The organism is Clostridium sp. AF32-7AC (assembly GCF_003477925.1).
Lineage (GTDB): Bacteria > Bacillota > Clostridia > Lachnospirales > Lachnospiraceae > Otoolea > Otoolea fessa.
Map to the genome: position 1 here is coordinate 70,381 of NZ_QUEG01000006.1, position 20,154 is coordinate 90,534.

21 protein-coding genes are annotated in these 20,154 nt (G+C 51.3%); 5 read left to right on the forward strand and 16 right to left on the reverse strand.

The window, feature by feature from the left end:
• Positions 1-31: 31 nt before the first annotated feature.
• From hisH to DWZ45_RS10000, 6 genes are all read right to left on the reverse strand, one after another.
• Complete coding sequence (hisH, locus tag DWZ45_RS09975) at positions 32-649, reverse strand: imidazole glycerol phosphate synthase subunit HisH (RefSeq protein ID WP_022360499.1); 618 nt, start codon at positions 647-649, stop codon at positions 32-34.
• Positions 650-757: 108 nt separating this feature from the next.
• Positions 758-1,354, reverse strand: a complete 597-nt coding sequence (gene hisB / locus DWZ45_RS09980) for an imidazoleglycerol-phosphate dehydratase HisB (RefSeq protein WP_022360498.1) — start codon at positions 1,352-1,354, stop codon at positions 758-760.
• 109 nt (positions 1,355-1,463) lie between these two features.
• Positions 1,464-2,579 carry a histidinol-phosphate transaminase gene (gene hisC, locus DWZ45_RS09985; RefSeq protein WP_118468925.1) on the reverse strand — a complete coding sequence of 372 codons (1,116 nt, stop codon included), beginning with the start codon at positions 2,577-2,579 and terminating at the stop codon, positions 1,464-1,466.
• Positions 2,580-2,585: 6 nt separating this feature from the next.
• Positions 2,586-3,293 (reverse strand): ATP phosphoribosyltransferase, encoded by a 708-nt coding sequence (gene hisG / locus DWZ45_RS09990; protein WP_118468927.1) that lies wholly within the window; start codon positions 3,291-3,293, stop codon positions 2,586-2,588.
• Positions 3,287-4,459 (reverse strand): ATP phosphoribosyltransferase regulatory subunit, encoded by a 1,173-nt coding sequence (locus DWZ45_RS09995; RefSeq protein ID WP_118468929.1) that lies wholly within the window; start codon positions 4,457-4,459, stop codon positions 3,287-3,289. The genes hisG and DWZ45_RS09995 overlap by 7 nt, the downstream gene beginning before the upstream one ends.
• 261 nt (positions 4,460-4,720) lie before the next feature.
• Positions 4,721-5,488 carry an NAD(P)-binding domain-containing protein gene (locus tag DWZ45_RS10000; protein ID WP_107000889.1) on the reverse strand — a complete coding sequence of 256 codons (768 nt, stop codon included), beginning with the start codon at positions 5,486-5,488 and terminating at the stop codon, positions 4,721-4,723.
• Positions 5,489-5,852: 364 nt separating this feature from the next.
• On the opposite strand from DWZ45_RS10000, the gene DWZ45_RS10005 reads away from it, so the two are divergent.
• The 5 genes from DWZ45_RS10005 to DWZ45_RS10025 are packed head-to-tail and all read left to right on the forward strand — an operon-like array spanning position 5,853 to position 10,884.
• Complete coding sequence (locus DWZ45_RS10005) at positions 5,853-7,193, forward strand: potassium transporter TrkG (protein WP_118468931.1); 1,341 nt, start codon at positions 5,853-5,855, stop codon at positions 7,191-7,193.
• A 13-nt stretch (positions 7,194-7,206) separates the two neighbouring features.
• Positions 7,207-7,854, forward strand: coding sequence for a TrkA family potassium uptake protein (locus DWZ45_RS10010; RefSeq protein ID WP_118468933.1), 648 nt, complete (start codon positions 7,207-7,209; stop codon positions 7,852-7,854).
• A gap of 17 nt (positions 7,855-7,871) precedes the next feature.
• Positions 7,872-8,156 (forward strand): hypothetical protein, encoded by a 285-nt coding sequence (locus tag DWZ45_RS10015; protein WP_147353110.1) that lies wholly within the window; start codon positions 7,872-7,874, stop codon positions 8,154-8,156.
• 51 nt (positions 8,157-8,207) lie between these two features.
• Entirely contained in the window at positions 8,208-10,190 is a 1,983-nt protein-coding gene (locus tag DWZ45_RS10020) for a DUF4118 domain-containing protein (protein ID WP_243023470.1), read from the forward strand.
• Positions 10,183-10,884, forward strand: coding sequence for a response regulator transcription factor (locus tag DWZ45_RS10025; protein WP_022360489.1), 702 nt, complete (start codon positions 10,183-10,185; stop codon positions 10,882-10,884). The genes DWZ45_RS10020 and DWZ45_RS10025 overlap by 8 nt, the downstream gene beginning before the upstream one ends.
• A 176-nt stretch (positions 10,885-11,060) precedes the next feature.
• On the opposite strand, the gene DWZ45_RS10030 is transcribed toward DWZ45_RS10025, so the two are convergent.
• From DWZ45_RS10030 to DWZ45_RS10075, 10 genes are all read right to left on the reverse strand, one after another.
• Positions 11,061-11,549 carry a MogA/MoaB family molybdenum cofactor biosynthesis protein gene (locus DWZ45_RS10030; protein ID WP_118468937.1) on the reverse strand — a complete coding sequence of 163 codons (489 nt, stop codon included), beginning with the start codon at positions 11,547-11,549 and terminating at the stop codon, positions 11,061-11,063.
• A 29-nt stretch (positions 11,550-11,578) separates the two neighbouring features.
• Positions 11,579-12,016, reverse strand: coding sequence for an MOSC domain-containing protein (locus tag DWZ45_RS10035; protein ID WP_022360487.1), 438 nt, complete (start codon positions 12,014-12,016; stop codon positions 11,579-11,581).
• 132 nt (positions 12,017-12,148) lie between these two features.
• Positions 12,149-13,129, reverse strand: a complete 981-nt coding sequence (gene moaA, locus DWZ45_RS10040) for a GTP 3',8-cyclase MoaA (protein ID WP_118468939.1) — start codon at positions 13,127-13,129, stop codon at positions 12,149-12,151.
• Positions 13,126-13,602, reverse strand: a complete 477-nt coding sequence (gene moaC, locus DWZ45_RS10045; protein ID WP_022360485.1) for a cyclic pyranopterin monophosphate synthase MoaC — start codon at positions 13,600-13,602, stop codon at positions 13,126-13,128. The genes moaA and moaC overlap by 4 nt, the downstream gene beginning before the upstream one ends.
• The gene (locus DWZ45_RS10050) at positions 13,577-14,566 is read right to left on the reverse strand and encodes an NTP transferase domain-containing protein (RefSeq protein ID WP_182426659.1); all 990 of its coding nucleotides are present in this window, start codon (positions 14,564-14,566) and stop codon (positions 13,577-13,579) included. The genes moaC and DWZ45_RS10050 overlap by 26 nt, the downstream gene beginning before the upstream one ends.
• Before the next feature lie 22 nt (positions 14,567-14,588).
• A complete protein-coding gene (locus DWZ45_RS10055) occupies positions 14,589-15,677 on the reverse strand; it encodes a sulfate/molybdate ABC transporter ATP-binding protein (protein WP_118468943.1) in 1,089 nt (362 codons plus the stop codon).
• Entirely contained in the window at positions 15,674-16,453 is a 780-nt protein-coding gene (modB, locus tag DWZ45_RS10060) for a molybdate ABC transporter permease subunit (RefSeq protein ID WP_118468945.1), read from the reverse strand. Before modB ends, DWZ45_RS10055 begins: the two co-directional genes overlap by 4 nt.
• A 263-nt stretch (positions 16,454-16,716) precedes the next feature.
• Positions 16,717-17,577 carry a molybdate ABC transporter substrate-binding protein gene (gene modA / locus DWZ45_RS10065; RefSeq protein ID WP_118468947.1) on the reverse strand — a complete coding sequence of 287 codons (861 nt, stop codon included), beginning with the start codon at positions 17,575-17,577 and terminating at the stop codon, positions 16,717-16,719.
• A 390-nt stretch (positions 17,578-17,967) separates the two neighbouring features.
• Entirely contained in the window at positions 17,968-19,044 is a 1,077-nt protein-coding gene (locus tag DWZ45_RS10070; protein ID WP_182426660.1) for an XdhC/CoxI family protein, read from the reverse strand.
• A gap of 69 nt (positions 19,045-19,113) precedes the next feature.
• Complete coding sequence (locus tag DWZ45_RS10075) at positions 19,114-20,133, reverse strand: molybdopterin-binding protein (RefSeq protein WP_118468950.1); 1,020 nt, start codon at positions 20,131-20,133, stop codon at positions 19,114-19,116.
• Positions 20,134-20,154 lie beyond the last annotated feature (21 nt).

The window sequence follows — 20,154 nt, forward strand, 5'->3', positions numbered from 1 at the left end:
AAAACAGTTACCTTTCTTGTTTTTCTATTAATTATATCTCCGAAAACGCTTTCAGAATCCGCAGTCCTACTTCCCCGCTCTTCTCCGGATGGAACTGGCAGCCCATGACATTTTCATTTGCCGCGGACGCCGTGACCGGAATGCCGTACTCCGAGGTTGCCAGCAGACTCTCATCACAATCTTTTCCATAGAAGCTGTGGACAAAGTAGACGTAATCGCCTTCTTTGCTGTATTTAAACAGTGGATGCTTCTTTCCTTTTTCCGTCAGATGCAGGCTGTTCCAGCCCATGTGCGGCACTTTTAGGTTTGCCGGAATGTCTTCTTTTAAGTCTGCCATCACGCCCGGAATCAGTCCCAGACCCTGATGCTCGCCGTATTCATAGCTTTTATCAAAAAGAAGCTGCATTCCGAGGCAGATTCCCATGATCGGTTTGCCTGCTTTTGCTTCATCCAGCAGCGGCTCTGCCATTCCGGATCCGCGCAGTTTCGCAATCGCATCACCATACGCACCGACGCCCGGTAAAATGATGTGATCCGCTTTTCTTAAATCTTCCGGATCGCGGCTGACTTTATTTTCCAGTCCCAGGTAACTGAGGGAGGAACTGAGGGAAAACAGGTTTCCCACGCCGTAGTCAATAATTGTTATCATTTGCAGCCTCCTATATCAATTCATGTATGTTCCCGCAGTCAACGCAGGAACCCGCTGAATCATTATAAACCCATTAAATAGATTTGTTATACTTACTTTTATCTTAGATCATAATACCCCTTTTGTCGATGGAATCTCGTCCCGGTACCTCTCGTCAATCGACACCGCCTCGCCGAGCGCGCGTCCCAGTCCCTTGAACATCGCCTCGATGATATGGTGGCTGTTTTCGCCGTGGAACATTTTAAAATGCAGCGTCATCCGGCTGTTGGAGGACAGTGCAATCATAAATTCCTTTACAAGCTCGGTATCAAAATCGCCCACTTTTTCGGTCGGAATCTCCACATCCATGACCAGATAGGAACGTCCGCTTAAATCGAGCGCCGTCATTACCAGTGTTTCATCCATTGGAAGCAGGAAACTGCCATAACGGCGGATGCCCTTTTTATCACCCAGCGCCTCTAAAATTGCCTGTCCCATGGCGATTCCGATGTCCTCTGTCGTATGATGGTAATCGACCTGCGTATCTCCGTCACATTTCAATGTGAGGTCAAACCGTCCATGTCTGGCAAAGAGCTCCAGCATATGGTTTAAAAATCCGCAGCCCGTATCGACCTGATATTTTCCCGTTCCATCTAAATCAATCGACAGGCTGATTTTCGTCTCTGCCGTGTTTCGTTCTAATGAAATCTTGCGTTCTCTTGACATTTCTTCCAGCCTTCCTTTCTTATTCACAGCTGCCCCATCTACAAAAACCATGCTGCCAGCATTTTCATACGGTTCCCACAGTAAATGCGTGAACCTATTGAATTCCAGCCTATCTTACAACTGCACTTCTCGCCGCTTCCACCAGCTTCTTCGTCTCCTCAACAAACGTTTCCATCTCTTCCTCGGATCCGATGGAAATGCGGACGTAATCTTTGATCCGCTCGCTGTCCCAGCGTCTTACCAGGATTCCTGCCTCGCGCAGTCCGTCAAAATAGACTTTTCCCGGCATATCGCCGCTCTTGGCAAAAATGAAGTTGGTCTTCGAATCCAGTACAGTAAATCCAAGTGCCCGGAGCGCCTCGGTCGTTTTTTCACGCGTTTTGCAGATGCGCCCGGTACATTCTTTCGTGTAGTCCCAGTCGCGCATCGCCGCCGCGCCAGCCAGAATCGACAGGCGGTTGACGTTGTACGGGTTAAAACTGTATTTGATCCGGTTCATATCCGCGATGAGTTCCGGGTTTGCGATCGCAAATCCGACACGCGCGCCGGCTAAGCTGCGGGATTTGGAAAAGGTCTGGATAATCACCAGATTTTCGTATTTCGGAAGCAGTGATACACACGATTCGCCGCCGAAATCCACATACGCCTCATCCACCATCACAACGCGGTCCGGGTTGGACGCCGCTACTTCCTCAATCGCAGAAAGCGGCAGGTTCATGCCTGTCGGGGCGTTTGGATTGGCGATGATCACATTATTTCCGCAATTTTTATACGGTTCGATATTTAAGGTAAAATCTTCCTCCAGCGGAACTACCTTGAACGGGATTCCATAGAGCCCGCACAGTGCCGGATAAAAGCCATACGTCAGATCCGCGAACTGAAGCGGCGCGTTCTGGTCGCAGAATGCCCGGAATGCAAAACCTAAAATCTCGTCGGAACCATTGCCCGCGATGACCTGGTTTGTTCCCACGCCGTAGTGGTCGGCGATCGCCTCGATGAGGACGCGCTCTTCCGGATCCGAATAAAGGCGTAAATTTGCAAGTTCCAGCGGCATAATTTTAGAAGAATTTTCCTCATACCCCGCTAGAATCGCCTCCGCAACCTTCGGGCTTGGCGGATACGGGCATTCGTTTGTGTTCAGCTTGATAAATTTCCGCCCCTGCGGCTGCTCACCCGGTGTATACGGAAGAAGTGATTCGCTTGCTTTGCTCAAAAAACGGCTCATATCTGCCTACGCCTCCTTTTTATCTTCTGCTGCGGTTTCTTTCTCCGCTTTCTCTTTTGCTTCTTTTTCTTTCTGTTCCTTTTTCTTCTGGTGTGCTTCCACCGCGCCCTTCAGCTTCTCCGCCATCTCGGTGATCTGCTTGTTTTTAAACTCAAAGCTGCTCTTGTTGGCGATGAAACGGGCGCTGATCGGCAGGAACTCTTCCAGCACTTTCAGGTGATTTTCACGGATCGTGCTGCCCGACTCTACAATATCCACGATGACGTCCGAAAGTCCCAGAATCGGCGCCAGCTCAATGCTTCCGTTTAATTTGATAATATCAATATCGCGTCCCAGCTTCGCGTAATGCTCTTTCGCAATATTCGTAAATTTCGTTGCCACGCGCACCGGTCGGTCTTTGTCCTCGACGTAATCCTCTTTTCCAGCCACGCACATCCGGCATTTTCCAAGTCCCAGATCCAGAAGCTCGTATACATCCGGGTTGCTCTCCATCAGAATGTCTTTTCCAACGATTCCGACGTCTGCCGCATGGTGCTCGACGTAGATTGCCACATCACTCGGCTTTACGAGCAGGTAGCGGACACCCGTCTGCGGGTTCTCAAACACCAGTTTTCTATTTTCGTCGTAAATACTCTTGCAGTCATATCCGACCGACGCCAGAAGCTCATACACCTGATCGCCCAGTCTTCCCTTCGGCAGTGCTATGTTTAACATCTCGCACCCTCCTTTCCATTCTCCTGAAAGGCAGTTTCCCGGTCCTCTTCCAGGGAAAGACGTCCGTCATACCGGTACAGATAGCAGTAACGCAGATCCTCCGGCACAGCTTTCTCCACCCGCACACGCAGTCCCTGACGGCGCAGGCTTTCAACCGCCTGGCACAGGCGCACTACATCGACATCCGGCTCATAGAGCACCAGCGCATCGACATCGTAGCGGATGCTCTTTTCCGGCAGGCGCTCCAGCTCTTTTAAATAGATGGCAAATCCGATCGCATCGGCTTTCTTTCCTAATTTTGCCATCATGCCGTCGTACTGGCCGCCGGAAAGCACCTGGCGTGCCAGACCATCTAAGAATCCCTGGAAAATAATACCGTTATAATATTCAATGTCATTGATCATCGAGAAGTCCAGCCGCACCTTGTCAAGCTGTCCGCCCAGTCCCATCGCCTCCAGAACCTCATACAGACGGGATAAAAGTGCAACCGCCTCCTTCATTTTCGGTGTATCCGCGATCACACCTGCCTCTGCCAGCACACGCCCAAACTCTCCGTACAGCCCGGAAACCTTCATCAATTTCTCTGTATCGCCCTCCGGCAGTGCCAGATCCGCGCACAGTTTTTCCAGCCCGCTGCGGTTTTTCGTCCGGATCAGCCCTAAAATGATATCTTTCTGATCGGCATTGACCGGAAGCTCTTCCATCAGTCCCACCACGAAATCCATGTTGGAAATCTTGAGCACATAGTCCGTCTCAAAATCCGCCAGACTCTTGAGCGCCAGCGCCAGCACCTCCGCGATCACGCAGTCATCCACGCCGCCCATGCACTCCAGTCCCATCTGGCTGATCTCTTTGTAAGTGTGGCTTTCCTTGCTCTCACGGTACACACTCTCCAGATAATAGACCTTCTCGCACGTATTTTTATCTGCCTTGGTGTTCTTCGCGATACTCAACGTCACGTCCGGCTTGAGAGCCATCAGGCGTCCGTCCAGATCCGTAAATGTCGGCACATTTTCCCCCAGCAGGAAACTTTTATTCGCTGCATACAAACTATATTCCTCAAACCGCCCCATCCGGTACTTGCGGTATCCATAGCTCTCATAAAGACCTCTCAGGCGAAGCGTCGCCGCCTCCGCCCTCCGAAGGCTCTGAATCTCTAAATTCATGCTCTATCTCCTCTCAACTGCCGCCGCAACCGCCCCGCCTCAACAAAATCTGCCGGACAATCACCCGCTCGTCTATATCCTGCCGTTATAGCTCCCATCACTTTTGTTTATCTTGCTATCATGGTAGCGTACTAAAGTGTTTTCTATATACTATCATTCCTTCTTAAAAAAAGCAACTACTTTTTTAGAATACTCACACTTTAATTAAAAGAAAAACTCGGGGCGTGAGAAATGTGCGCCCCGAGTTTTTCCACCTCGACTCTATTCTTTTATAACCTTCTCCAAAATCGGCCCCAGAATCTCCGTCCAAGGCGTATACGCATCCTTTTCCTCCAGATGCGTCAGCGCCATCCAGTTCAGTCCTCCCGGTGTCATTTCTCTGGCAAGGTCTTCCAGATCCCCGTCCCACGTCGCTGCCTTGCGGGACAGCGCCCCAGTAAATTCGGTGATGTATGCCCGTGCGGATGGCTCATCCAGCCCGTTTCTCTCACACCACTGGATAATGACGGTCAGAAGCATATAGTAAGCGCTCATCAGGCCCGTCGTGCTCCTAAGGATCGCGATCTGCTTCGGCGTATCGACCGGAACCGGCTTGCCGACGTGACTCATCAGATCGACTACCTCCGGGATATCCGGGTAAATCACCACCGGTCCGAATCGGTTCGCCGCGAAGGTCAGAGGCACAACATCCGCCAGAATCTCTCTCGGTCCAAACATTTCCTCGATGCGCTTTAAGCTCAGCGTTGCAACCAGATTGATAAACTTCTTCTCCGGTCCGATATGAAGCGGTTTTAAGATATCTTCCGCCGCCTTCGGAAGGAGCGCCGCAAAGACCCAGTCCGACCGGTCCACAACTTCCTGGTTATCCGCCGCGACCGACACGATCTCCGGGTATTTCTCATGCAGCATCTGCGCCCGTTCTTTATTTCTCGGCGATACAACGATCTGCAGATTCTCCATTCCGCTCTCGCAGAATCCAGTCACGACGGACGTCGTAATGATTCCCGTTCCAATAAATCCCAGTTTCATAAACTTCTACCCTCTCTTTCTCCTCTCCGTTTACCCGAAATTTTTCCAGACGATTCCGAGCGAACTTTTCTGATAGTTACTCCCCCGATTTTATTCACATACACAGTATACAACCAAAAACACATATTTTCCAGCATCCTACTCATATCTCGGCGCACTTTTCCGGGTTTTCATCGTAATTCCTCCCTCAACCTTCGCACCTCACTTCCGCAAATAAAGCGATTGAAATAAACCATCTTGCCCAATCTGCACAAGCAATCTCCTCATCTTTATTCAATCTTAATACATCGTTAAATCTCCCTTATCCGCTCTTAAAATCTCCAGCTGTATAATATGACCATCACAAAAATAAGGAGCTGCCTTTATGCCGGAAGAGCTTATTCGACGAAAGCGCCGTCTTTCGTCTTTTCAAATTATCACCTTGGGTTTTGCCGGGGTCATTCTACTCGGAGCGCTACTGCTGATGCTGCCGATCTCCACGACTGGAGAGAATGTAACTCCATTCAATGAAACGCTGTTTACTGCGACCTCTGCCGTCTGCGTGACAGGGCTTGTAGTACAGGATACAGGTTGCTACTGGTCAACCTTTGGGCAGGCGGTTATTCTGGCACTGATCCAAATTGGTGGTCTTGGTGTCGTAACCGTAGCAGCATCGTTTGCGTTGTTGTCCGGGCGAAAAATTTCTCTGATGCAGCGCAGCACCATGCAGGATGCAATTTCAGCACCAAAGGTCGGCGGAATCGTCCGTCTGACACGCTTCATCCTGCGAGGGACGTTTCTGATTGAGCTGCTGGGAGCGCTTGCCGTGCTGCCGGTATTCTGCCGGGACTATGGATGGCGCGGCATCTGGATGGCGGTATTTCATTCCATATCCGCTTTTTGCAACGCCGGGTTTGACATTCTTGGGACAGAAAGCAACCACTATCCATCTCTTACCGGCTACGCGGACAGCCCGGTAATCAATATCACGATTATGCTGCTGATCGTGATCGGCGGTATTGGATTTCTGACGTGGGATGACATCTTTGAAAACAAGTGGCGGTTTCATCGCTACCGAATGCAGAGCAAGGTGATTCTGGTCACGACAGGTTTTTTAATTTTTCTGCCTGCTATGTTTTTCTTCTTTTCAGACTTTTCCGCGCTTCCCGCCGGAAACCGGCTGCTGGCATCCTTTTTTCAGTCTGTCACGCCGAGGACAGCGGGCTTCAACACGGTAAATCTTTCCACGATGTCCGGTGCATCACAGGGCGTAATAATCCTTTTGATGCTGATCGGCGGTTCTCCAGGTTCTACAGCAGGCGGTATGAAAACAACGACACTGGCGGTTCTGCTTGCCAATGCCACTGCAACCTTCTGCCAGCGCGATAGTGCCCGATTTTTCGGACGCAGAGTCGATTGCAGCGCCGTCAAGACCGCCGCGACCATTCTGACGATGTACTTGATGCTGTTCTTTGGCGGTGCTGTCTTTATCAGCGCATATGAGAATCTTCCGCTGTCTGTCTGCCTGTATGAAACGGCATCGGCGGTCGGGACGGTGGGATTGACACTTGGTATTACACCGCAGCTGCACATTCCATCGCAGATGGTGTTGATCACGCTCATGTATCTGGGCAGAGTCGGCGGTCTTACCCTCATTTATGCGACATTTTCCAGCAAAAAGGTGGGGAATGCAAAGCTGCCGCAGGAAAAAATCACGATTGGATAAGGAGTCTTTTCACATGAAAAACATTCTATTGATTGGCACAGGCCGCTTCGGACGGCATATTGCAATACAGCTTTCTCAGCTGGGGCATCAGGTCATGGCGGTCGATACAAACGAGGAACGAATCAATGATGTGCTGCCATATGTCACCAACGCACAAATTGGCGACAGTACAAACGCGGAGTTTCTTCGCTCTCTTGGCATCGGAAATTTTGATGTCTGCATCGTAACCATCAGCGGAAACTTTCAGAACTCGCTGGAAACCACCTCGCTGCTGAAAGAGCTGGGGGCGAAGTGCGTGGTGTCGCGTGCCGAGCGTGATGTGCAGGCAAAGTTTCTGCTTCGCAACGGTGCCGACCAGGTAGTCTACCCGGAAAAACAGGTGGCAAAATGGGCAGCGATCCGATACACTGCCGACCATATTTTCGACTACATAGAGATCGACGAGCAGCACGCCATTTTTGAAGTAGAAGTTCCGGCCGGGTGGATCGGCAAAAGTGTTGGTGAACTGGATATTCGCAGAAAGTATGGCATTAACATTCTCGGCATCAAACATTCCGGAAAAACCGACGTTTCCATTACGCCGGATACAGTGCTGTCCGGGGAAATAACGATTTTAGCGTTGGGCGAATACAAAGCGCTGCAAAAGTGCTTCCGAATCTGAACGGACGGTAAGGGTATATGGAAGATAGCGTTTTGATCGCTGGGACGGCGCTAATGTTCCTGTTCGGCTGGTTTTTGATGAAACGGCTGGATCGCTTTCTGGACGAAAATCAGAAGCGCATCAAAGAATCGTCTGAACAACAGCAGGCTGAACCGTGCGTACATCTAGTCGGAAATATTTCTCCTGACGAACTTGAGGAAACATTTTCTCAGTTTCGCAATAGTCATGCCCATGCAGAAATCGTGATCTATGATTCAGAGCAAATTTCTTTTCCGGTCAACAAATCCAATTGGGCGCAGTAGAAACCTTCACATTTTGGTGCTATAATATTTGTTTAAGAGGGGGGTGAAAATGTGCAGAATAAAGGAAGCGAAATGCCAAAAGAGCATATTCTTGTGTGCCTGTCCTCGTCTCCATCCAATGAACGCATTGTACGAATGGCAGGGAAAATGGCACAGGCATTTTGCGCCAGTCTTACCGCACTTTACGTGCAGACCCCCGGAGACGCTGATATGAACGCGGAAGATACCGTCCGCTTGCAGGCGAATATGCGTCTGGGGCAGCAGCTTGGCGCAGAAATTGTCACAACGCATGGTGAAGATGTGGCGACACAGATCGCGGAATATGTGCGGCTCTCTGATGTGACCAAAATTGTGATTGGGCGAAGCGGCGTACAGCGGCGGCATTTCTGGAGCGAATCGACGCTGACAGAACAGCTCATTACGCTTGCACCGGAGGTAGATATTTATATTATTCCGGATGTGGAAGCCTATAAGAACTGCCGCAGAAATCAGCCGCTTACTATCCGCCCGGCGTTTCCGACCGCCCGGGAACTACTTCTGACCATCGGAATTCTGGCAGTTACGACGGTCATCGGATGGATTTTTCTGCGGCTCAGCTTTGCAAATGACAATATCATCATGGTTTACCTGCTGGGTGTGCTTCTGACTTCCACTTTTACCAGCGGATATACCTGCGGTGTGCTGTCCGCTTTTTTGAGTGTTCTCCTGTTCAATTATTTTCTGACGGAGCCCCAGCTGTCTTTGGCAGCCTATGGCAGCAAATACCCGATAACCTTTGCCGTCATGTTCGCGGCTGCACTTTTGACAAGTACACTTGCGGCCAAGCTCAAAGCCCACGCACAGCTATCCGCACGGGACGCTTATCGCACGAAGCTCCTTTTTGATATGAACAGACAGCTCCAAAAAGCGGAAACGCCGGAGGAGGTCTATCGGATGACCGCGACGCAGATACAAAAGCTCATGCAGCGAGACGTTCTGATTTACCCGGCACAGGGCAACGCTCTGCTGGATGGGAACATTTATCCGGCTGACGGAAGTAGTCCATACAGCATCCCAGATACCGACCGGGAACAGAACGTGGTTCAATGGGTCTGGCAAAACCGCAAGCGCGCCGGAGCAACGACGCAAAACTTTCCAAAAGCAAAACGGCTGTATCTTGCCATCCGTACCGGGCAGCAGATTTACGGTGTTGTCGGGATTCCGATGGAAAAGCAAACGCAGCCTGACGCATTTACATCCAGCGTTCTGTTCTCCATCCTCGGCGAGTGCTCTCTGGCGCTGGATAACCTGCGAAACGCCAGAGAAAAGGAAGAAGCTGCCGTTCTTGCAAAGAACGAACAGCTTCGCGCCAATCTTTTGCGTTCGATTTCTCATGATCTCAGGACACCACTGACCTCGATTTCCGGCAACGCAGATACGCTGCTGCACAGCTATGACGTGTTGGATGAGCAGACACGGAAACAAATTTTTACGGACATTTATGACGATGCACAATGGCTGACGGGACTGGTTGAGAACTTGCTTTCCATTACGAAAATTGTAGACGGCAGCGTAAAGCTGCACCTTTCTGATCAGGTCGTGGATGACATCATATCGGAAGCACTCAGGCATATTGACCGAAGAGCGGCAGAACATCACATCGCAGTAGATTGCGGAGACGTACTGTTGCTGGCACGGATGGACGCAGGACTCATCATGCAGGTGCTCATCAATCTGGTGAATAACGCAGTCAAATATACTCCAGTTGGCTCGAACATCCGGATCACGGCAATCCCGCGAGAAAATATGGCTGAAATATGTGTCAGCGATAACGGTCCCGGTATTCCGAATGAACTGAAGGAACGTGTTTTTGAAATGTTCTTTACTGGGGGCAATCCAATTGGCGACAGCCGCCGAAGTCTTGGACTAGGACTTACGCTCTGTCAAACTATTGTTCATGCACATCATGGTGAAATGACGTTGAAAGACAATTCGCCGCATGGCTGCATCTTTTCCTTTACAATACCACTTAGTGAGGTGAACTTAAATGAATAAGCCGCTCATCCTCGTTGTAGAAGATGATACCCCGGTGCGAAATTTAATAACGATGACACTAAAAACTCACGAATATAGATATCTTTCGGCGCAAAACGGCGCAAGTGCCGTGATGGAAGCGCTGTCTCACAACCCGGACATTGTACTGCTTGATCTGGGGCTGCCGGATATGGACGGTGTGGAAGTCATCCAAAAAATCCGGTCGTGGTCGAATATGCCGATCATTGTGATCAGCGCCAGAACAGAGGATTCCGATAAAATCGGGGCGCTGGATGCTGGGGCGGATGATTATCTAACGAAGCCTTTTTCCGTGGACGAACTGTTGGCACGACTGCGGGTGACGCAGCGGAGACTGTCGATGATGAAAACAGACTCCGTGCAGGATTCTCCGATTTTTACGAATGGTGCGCTGAAAATCGACTATGCGGCAGGCTGCGCATATCTTGACGGCACAGAGCTGCACCTGACACCCATCGAATACAAGCTGCTGTGCCTGCTCTCCAAAAATGTTGGTAAGGTTCTGACACACACCTATATCACGCAGCAGATTTGGGGCAGCAGTTGGGAAAACGATATCGCTTCTCTGCGGGTGTTCATGGCAACCCTGCGCAAAAAGCTGGAACGCGGAAAAGACGGGCAGCAATACATACAAACACACATCGGAATCGGCTATCGGATGCTCCGCATCGAGTAAGTAATTCCTGAACTGAACATTCATGACTGAATGGAGTAGATTTCTTGTGGTCATTCCATTCTGCCCCAAATAAGCTGACCATCGTTGAAATAGCGAGGACTTGAGAGTCCTCGCTATTAGCATACATCGTCTTATATATTATATCTGTTTTTCCATCTTCGTTTTTGCTGCTTTCCCTACTTTCTAGCACACTCCCCATCAAGCCCCAAAAGGATTTTTAATCCATGATCCAGCTGCGGCAGAATGTATTCCAGACACTCCCGCACCGCCTTCGGACTGCCCGGCAGGTTGACGATCAGCGTGCGTTTGCGGATCCCGCTTGCCGCTCGGCTTAACATCGTCCGCTTTGTAAATTGTAAGCTGTATGCCCGCATCGCCTCCGGGATACCCGGAACCATCCGTTCCGCGACCGCCAGCGTCGCCTCCGGCATCACGTCGCGCGGAGAAAATCCCGTTCCGCCCGTTGTTAAGAGCAGATCGGCCTTTCCCTCATCGCAGATCTCCTTCATCGCCTCTTCCAACATCGTCTGGTCGTCCGGCAGCACCTTCTGCCAGACCACCTCATAACCAGCCTCTCTCACCATTTCTGCGATTACCGGACCACTCACATCCTCCCGTTTTCCCGCGTACCCAGAGTCACTGGATGTAATAATTGCTGCTCTCATTGGTTTCCCACCTCTCTTTGATCTCTTTCCTACGCTTCTTCCAGAATCTCCAGATTATCTCCTTCTTTGATCACGCCGCCGTGCAGCACCTTCGTAAATACGCCCTCGCGCGGCATGATGCAATCGCCCATTGCCTGGAAGATCGCGCATCCATGGTGGCATTCTTTTCCGATCTGTGTCAATTCCAGCACGACATCGTTGCATTTAAATTTTGTCCCGATCGGGAGCGTCTTGAAATCGATTCCTTCCACGACCAGATTTTCACCGAACGCGCCGTCCTCGACCTTCGCGCCGCGCGCGCGGAATTCCTGAATCCGATCATATGAAAGAAGGCTGACCTGACGGTGCCATTTGCCCGCATGGGCGTCACCCTCGATTCCATAGTCCTCGATAAGACAGACCTGATGGACATTTTTCTTCTGAACACCTTTGATTTCACTGGTACACGTTGCGATTACTTTTCCCATGATTGTTTCTCCTTTTCTTTATCCACAAATTTTCCGATTTCATATTTCATATACGATATTTCACTTGTAACATTCCGCCGGCTCACACTTTCACCGCAGAAACCATAATCATAATCCTCACAAACACCCTGCTTATCCGCCTATCTGGGACATTCCCCGGTGTTCCCGATCCGTAAATTCCGTCTTTTTCTCAAAACTATGTCCCTTCGGCTTTTCCGCAAGCGCCTGTCCGATCGCGCGGCGCAGGTCTTCATCGGTACCGCCGCCGCGCAGAATGGTCTTTAATTCTACCCCATTGTCATACTGGAGACAGGTCTTCAAGAATCCTTCTGATGTCAGCCGGATCCGATTGCATTCGGAACAGAATTTATGGCTGACCGCGCTGATAAAACCGATCCGCCCCTGAAAGCCAGGGACTGCGAAATAATGGCACGGGCCATTTCCTGCCACGTCCCCACACGGGGTAAAGGTTCCAAATGCCTCTTCCAGCGCATGCTTCAATGCATCTTCTTTCACAAAGGCAAACTGCGTTCCCATGCCGATCGGCATCATTTCGATGAAACGCACGTGCACGTTATGGTTTTTCGCCAGTTCCGCCACCTCTAAAAGCTTTTGCTCCTCGATCCCAAGCACCGGCACACAATTTATCTTGATCTGCATCCTGCCTTTCTGGATCGCCGTCCGAAGGCCGCGTCTGACCGCTTCGATCTCATCCCGGCGTGTGAGCTGCCGGTACACCGACGCATCCAACGTATCCAGGCTGATCGTGACTGAATCAACCCCCGCGTCCGCCAGCGCATCGTACATTTCTTCTAATAAAACACCGTTCGTCGTGATCGTCAGGCTCTTGATTCCCGGAATCCGTTTTAACGCTGCTGCTAACTCCGGCAGTCTCCGGCGCACCAGCGGTTCGCCTCCGGTCAGCTTGATTTTCTGAATGCCGTTCTCTGCCAGAATCTGGCAGACCCTCTCGATCTCACCAAACCGCAGGATCTCTTCATGGGAAATGCTGCCGACGCCTTCCTCCGGCATACAGTACACACAGCGCAGGTTGCATCGATCGGTCACGGAGATCCGGACGTAGTCGATCGTTCTGCCGTATCCGTCTATCATCGCACAAATTCCCCGCTCTTTCCTCCCGATTTTGCATCGAGATGTATCTCTCCGATCTCCATCCGCTTGTCGATCGCCTTGCACATATCATAAATGGTCAGAAGCGCCACGCTGACACCGGTCAGCGCCTCCATCTCGACGCCGGTCTTTCCTTCCAGCTTAGCAGTACAAAGTGCCTTGATCGTCAGCTCTTTTTCATCCACCTCAAAATCCACGCTGCATTTCGTGATGAGAAGTGTGTGGCACATCGGGATCAGGTGTGCGGTCTGCTTCACCGCCATGATTCCCGCCACGCGCGCCACCCCCAACACATCGCCCTTGGCAACCGTTCCCTCCAGAACCGCCTTCATGACAGCTTCATTGACGTGAATCTTGCCGGATGCCGTCGCCGTCCGGCTGGTAATCTTCTTTTCCGTTACATCTACCATGATCGCATTTCCCTTTTCATCAAAATGCGTTAATTTCTCTTCCATCTGTATCCTCCTTTTCCTCTTCTTCCGACTTCAGAAAGATTTTCTCAAATGCTGCTTCTGCTGCCGCCTGCACTGCTGCTTCCATCCGGCGAAATTTTTCTAAAAACGCCTTTCCCTCCGGCGTCAGCACAGAAAATCCGCCCTTGCTTCCGCCCGTCTGACGCTCTAAAAACTGGATTCCCAGCTGCGCCTCCGCGATCTTGAGCATTTTCCAGCCCTTGCTGTAGGAAATATCCCGAATCTGACAGGCACCGAGCATTGAACCGCTCTCAGCAACTGCCTCCAGAAAATCCGCCGTCAGCGCGCTGAAGCATTCTTCCTCGCGGCTCAGCGAAATCGACGCCCGAAATGCCAGCTCCCCGCGCTTCTGCCTGTCTTTTTCGTAGGCAAGCAGCGATTCGTAGTCCATTTTCGTGTTGGTGTCCAGTAAAACACCCGGATCTTCAACCTCGATCTCCCGGACACCTTCGCCCCACGCATCCATTGCGCCGCGGAGTCCTTTTCCGCCCCGGTACGTTAAGATATGTCCAAACACTTCCTTCGACAACATGACCGGGTGTCCTTTTTTTCCTTGACAGACTGGTACTGCCATGCTTCCGGGCGCCTGCGCCATCTTCTCGATTGTGTCCGCCGTGATCATCGGCACGTCGGCAGGGAACAACAGCACCCGATCGGCTTTTTTCTGGATATGGCGCAGTCCCATGCAGATTGAGCCGTACATCTGCGATGTCTCATACCGCTTGTTTCGGATACAGACCGCACCGCGGTGTGAAATATGACGTTCCAGCACATCTGCCTGATACCCGGTCACGACGACGATCGGCGAGATCCCCGCCTGCCGGATCGTGTCGATCTCCCTCTGTATCATCGTGGTCTGCCCCATCCGAAGCATCGGCTTTAATTCTTCCATGTGCGCCGACCGCCCTGCCGCCAGGATGATCGCGCCTGTTTTCCCATCTGCCATACATATCCCCTTTTCTATCATTCTAACCTTCTTTTAAAAGCATGATATCTCCCGGTGCAATTCCCAGCCGGACGCGGTCTCCGCGCTGATACTGGTTTAGTGAATCACTCTGCTTATAGTCTACCTTCCACCAGATCACCTCGCGTTCCAGTGCATTTTCTTTGTCACCCGCTGCCCCTGCATTTTCCACCGGACGCAGCAAAACATCCCACTCAAATGGCTGGCAGAGTGTGTCCCCCCACTCGCACGTAAATTCATTCGCACTGCCGCGCGCCGGATAAAACTGATGCGCCCGGATGCCGATATAGGCATGCTCCGCGGCAACTGCTTCTTCGGTCTGAAACGTGAGTCCCCAGTCGAGCGCCTCCACCTCATATTCGCCGATCCGCCGGATCCGGCTAAAGTTTTTACAGCCTGTCAGGCGTGCCGCAGTGACATTTTCCGGTTTCTGGAAAATCGCCCGCGTCTCTCCCTTCATCGCCACCTGTCCGCGGTTTAAGATGATGCTCTTCTCGCAGAACCGATAGACCTCGTCCCGGCTGTGGCTGACCATCAGCACATCGCCCGTGTACCCGCGGAGTACCTCGCGCACCTGGAACTGCAGTTGTTCCTTCAGATAATAATCAAGCGCCGAAAATGGTTCATCCAGCATGATCACATCCGGCTCATAGACGAGAATGCGCGCCAGCGCCACACGCTGCTGCTGTCCGCCGGAAAGCTGGGACGGATACCTTTTTTCAAGCCCTTCTAATTTAAAGAGACGGATCATGCGGGCAACTGCCTCCTGTTTTTCCTCCTTGCTGCCCGAAAGCCCCGCTGCAATGTTGGTTTCTACGGTCATATTCGGAAACAATGCATAATTTTGGAATAAATAACCGACTTTCCGCTTCTGCGGCGGCAGGTTGATGCGCTTTTCCGAATCAAAGAGCACCCTGCCGTTTAACACGATCCGCCCTTCGTCCGGCGTCTCAATTCCGGCGATACACTTGAGCGTCATGCTCTTGCCGCTTCCGGAGGCGCCGAGAATGCCCATGACGCCGCCATCGGTGTTAAGTGATACGTCCAGCGAAAAGCCGGAAAATCTCTTTTTGATTGCCGCCTGCAGGCTCATCGCGCGCCTCCCTTCTGTGCATCCGCTTCCCTGTCCGCAAACAGTTCCACCGAAACCTTTGCATCCTGACCGCCCGCTTCCACACTGTTATCTTTCTTTTTATGATTGCTGCTTCCGCGCATATCCCGCCGCGACAGCACATTCATCAGCACGACGACCAGGAAGGAAATCACCACGATGATCCACACATACTGGTATGCCATCGACATTTTTCCAGCCGCCACCTGTGAATAGATGGCAAGCGGCAGTGTCTGCGTCTTTCCGGCGATATTGCCCGCCAGCATCGCGGTCGCACCGAACTCGCCCAGTCCTCTCGCAAAGGCAAGGATCGCGCCGCTGAGGACGCCCGGCATCGCCGACGGCAGAATCACCCTCCAGAAAATGCGGCTTTCGGAAAATCCCAGCGTCCGAGCCGCATAGATAAGCGTCACATCGACCTGTTCAAACGCGCCGCGCGCTGCCCGGTACATAAGCGGAAATGAGATCGCCACCGCCGCGATCACCGTTGCCACCCATGAAAATACAATCTTGACGCCAAACAATTCCAGAAACAGCTGTCCGAGCGGTCGTTTTACACCAAAAATCATCAGCAGGAAGAAGCCTGCTACCGTCGGCGGCAGGACCATCGGAAGCGTCAGGATGCCGTCCAGCACCATTTTCACTTTCTCAGAGCGTGCCGATACCACCAGCCGCGCCATCCAGACTCCCAGAAAAAACGTAATAATGATCGACAGCGTTGCTGTTTTCATCGATATCCATATCGGAGACCAGTCCATCTTTCTTCCCCTCCTTTCCTATGAATCAAGTCGAACGTCCGTGAGACCCAACTCCCACTGAGACAAATTTGCTATTATTCGCCACCTAAAGAGGTGGGAGTCTTCTCGACTGAGATAAAAACTGCCGCAGAACACCTGGTTTTCAACGGACCCTGCATTCTGCGGCGGATTTTATTCCATACATGGTTCACTGTCTGTCCTTCGCTGTCCTGCTTTCTATTCACACAGTCGGCTGCATATCCCAGACAGTCATCGCTCCCGGCTTATTTATTTGCTGTGAAGCCATACTCCGCAAAGAAGGAGAGCGCATCATCGGTTCCCAGATAATCTACAAACTTCTGTGCTGCATCTTTCTTTGTGCTTGCGCTTACAACACCAACCGGATAGATAACCTTCGATACGCTTCCTTCCGGTGCATATCCGATAACCTTTACCTGGTCAAACTGATCGCTGGTGGTTGCATCGGTCAGGTATACGATACCTGCATCTGCGCTTCCGGCTGCTACCCAGCTTAAAACCTCGGTTACGTTGGTACCAAAGCTTGTCTTAGCCTCTACATCATCCCACATACCCAGGTTCTCAAAGGCTTCCTTGGCGTACTGTCCAACCGGAACACTCTCCGGATCGCCGAGTGCAATCTTCTCTGCCTTTGTGATATCCTCAAAACCGGTAATTCCCAGTGTGGAATCCTTCGGAACGATCAGGGCGATCTTATTTTCCAGAAGCTCTACGACAGAATCTGCATCAACCAGTCCCTCGTCCTCCAGCGCGTTCATCTGCTTCATCGCTGCGGAGAAGAATACGTCTGCATCCGCGCCCTCTTCGATCTGGGTCTGCAGCTTTCCTGAACTGTCAAAGGTAAAGCTCAGCTTGATGTCCGGATTCTCTTTCTCAAATGCCGGCTGAATCTTGTCTTCCATAACGTACTGAAGGCTAGCTGCTGCCGCTACCAGAATCTCCTGCTGGTCGCCGGTTGCCTCTGCTTCTGCTTCGGTCTCTTCTGTCTCAGCTGCCTCTGCCTCCGTTTCCGGTGCTGCTGTCTCAGCCGGTTTGCTGGATGAACATGCGGTCAGGGATGCTGCCGCCATCGCTGCTGCCATTACAAGTGCCCACGTTTTTCTCATATCTTGGTTTCTCCCTCATTTCACGCACACGTTTCCGGCATCCTCCTCGTTTCGATTCCTTACGCCATAGCAATGTGGTTTTTACCCTTCCGTTATTTTCGGAAAATTATAATGATATTTGCTAATCAAATAGTAGCACGTGGCACTTTTTTTGTCAATCTTTACAATGATTCTTATTGAATGCACATGGTCATTATGTGCACCAAAAAATAACGTGGCTTTTTTCTGCATTTTCCCTTTATTCTTATGAATTTTCCAGTTGTTCTTTCCAAACCCTTCCGTCTATTTTCGTGAAATTATTATGATGATTTTTCATATATTTTATTTTTATCTTTTTATTTTTCATTTATTTGAAATTTTGTATCCAAATACACCGGTGCTTCGGTTTCCTTACCGGTCACACGGTTCCCGATCCGTGGCAAAGTCTTCCACCAGCACATCCATAATGCCGCCGCAGACCATTCCTTCATCTTCCGCCGCCTCGCCGGTCAGATCTACATGAACTACTTTGTACCTGCCGCTTCCGATCAGAGAACGTGCCTCGCCCAGCACGGCCGCCTCGCTGCAGCCGCCGCCGATGCTGCCGAGAATCCGTCCGTCCCGGTAGACAATCATCTTCGCGCCTGCCCCGCGCGGGGAGGAACCCTTTGATTCAATCACCGTGACCACTGCTTTCGGCTCATCCGGCTCCTCTGCCAGGCGTTTCAGCACATCAAAATCCAGATCGGAACGGTTTTTCACACGTTTGTCTTCCCGATCCATGCGCTTTACCTGTATGATCTCCGCCAGAATCGAGATCGCGATCTCCTCCGGTGTCACACCGCCGATCTTTAAACCGATCGGGCTCTTTAAACGGCTCATCCGCTCTGGATCGTAACCTTCTTCCAGAAGCTCCTGTTTCACGATACCGACGCGGCGTCTCGAACCAATCATGCCGAGATACGCCGGTTCTTTTCCTTTTCCAATCATCCGCAGGCAGTCCGCATCGTGGCGGTGTCCGCGCGTAACGATACAGATATAGTCGCTCTCCTGAATCTTGAGTTCTTTGATCGCATGCCCAAAGTCATCACAGATCACCTTCTCTGCCATCGGGAAACGTCCCGGATTCGCGAAGGAAAGGCGGTCGTCCACCACAGTTACCAGGAATCCGACGCGCGCGCCAAATTCTGCCACTGGAAGAGCCACATGGCCGCCTCCGAGAATAATCAGGCGCTCTTTCGGGAAAAATGGTTCCGCCACATTCCAACTGCTTCCGGCGCGCCCACAGACCGGCTGCCCCTGTGTCAGGGCTTCTTTTCCAATCTCCGACGCCTCTGCGCCTTCTTTCAGTTCACAGCGCATATCTGTGAGATTTCCCTCTTCTCCCACAAAGCTTCTCTCGAGCGCCAGACACGGCGTCCCTTCCAGTTTTTTCAGAATCTCCCCATACAGATTCATATCACGCACTTCCTCTCTTTTATACTGCATGAGCCATCCATTTCTCATTTCGCAGTTGTGCCATCGCGGTTGCTGCCTCATCGCCTCTCTCTGGCTCGATTATTTACCAAAACCGCAGTTCGGGAAAATACAGGTTGGACAATTTAAGCACAGACCACCTGCGCCCATTTTCGCCAGATCCGCTTTTGTCACTGGCACATCTGCCATCACACGCGGCAGCACCAGATCAAAGATGGTCCTCTTCGCATACATCACGCAGCCCGGAAGTCCCATGATCGGCTTTCCGTCCTTCGTATATGCCAACAAGAACATCGCTCCCGGAAGTACCGGCGCGCCGTAGGAGACAACCTCCGCTCCGGTCTGCTTGATCGCGCTCGGTGTCGTATCATCCGGATCGACGCTCATGCCGCCGGTACAGACAACAAAATCGGCGCCCTGATCCAGCCATTCCTGGATTGCCTCCGTGATTTTATCCGGATTGTCCCCTATAATCTTCTGTCCCAGAACTTCCACACCAAATTCCTGAAGCTTTTCCCGGATGACCGGGCCAAATTTATCCTCAATCCGTCCATAGAACACTTCATTTCCGGTCGTCACAATGCCTGCTTTCTTATTTTTATACGGAAGCAGCTTTAACAGCGGCTCTGAACCCGCTACCTTCTTCGCCTCTTCCATTTTTTCTTTTTCAATTACCAGCGGGATCACACGGGTTCCGGCTAACTTATCACCTTTTTTTACCGGGAAATTCGTCCGGCGGGTCGCGATCATCATCTCCGGCAGGCTGTTGACCTTTAAGAGGCGTTCTTCATCGACCTGAAACAGACCGTCCGACTCCGCAATCAGCTCAATCTTGCCTTCCTTCGGATCGGTTGCACGCATATACTCATTCTGGCAGATGCCGCGCAGAATGTCCGCCGCCTCGTCCTCATGATATTTTGTATCGTCCTTTTCCCAGACATAAATATGATCTTTTCCAATCGAAAGCAGTACCGGGATGTCCTCCTCACGCACGATATGTCCCTTGCGGAATACGGCGTCCTTCGTCACGTCCGGAATAATCTGCGTCATGTCATGGCAGAGTACCTGTCCGACTGCCTCGGTTGTTTTCATTAATTTCATATGATTTTCCTCTTTTCCTTT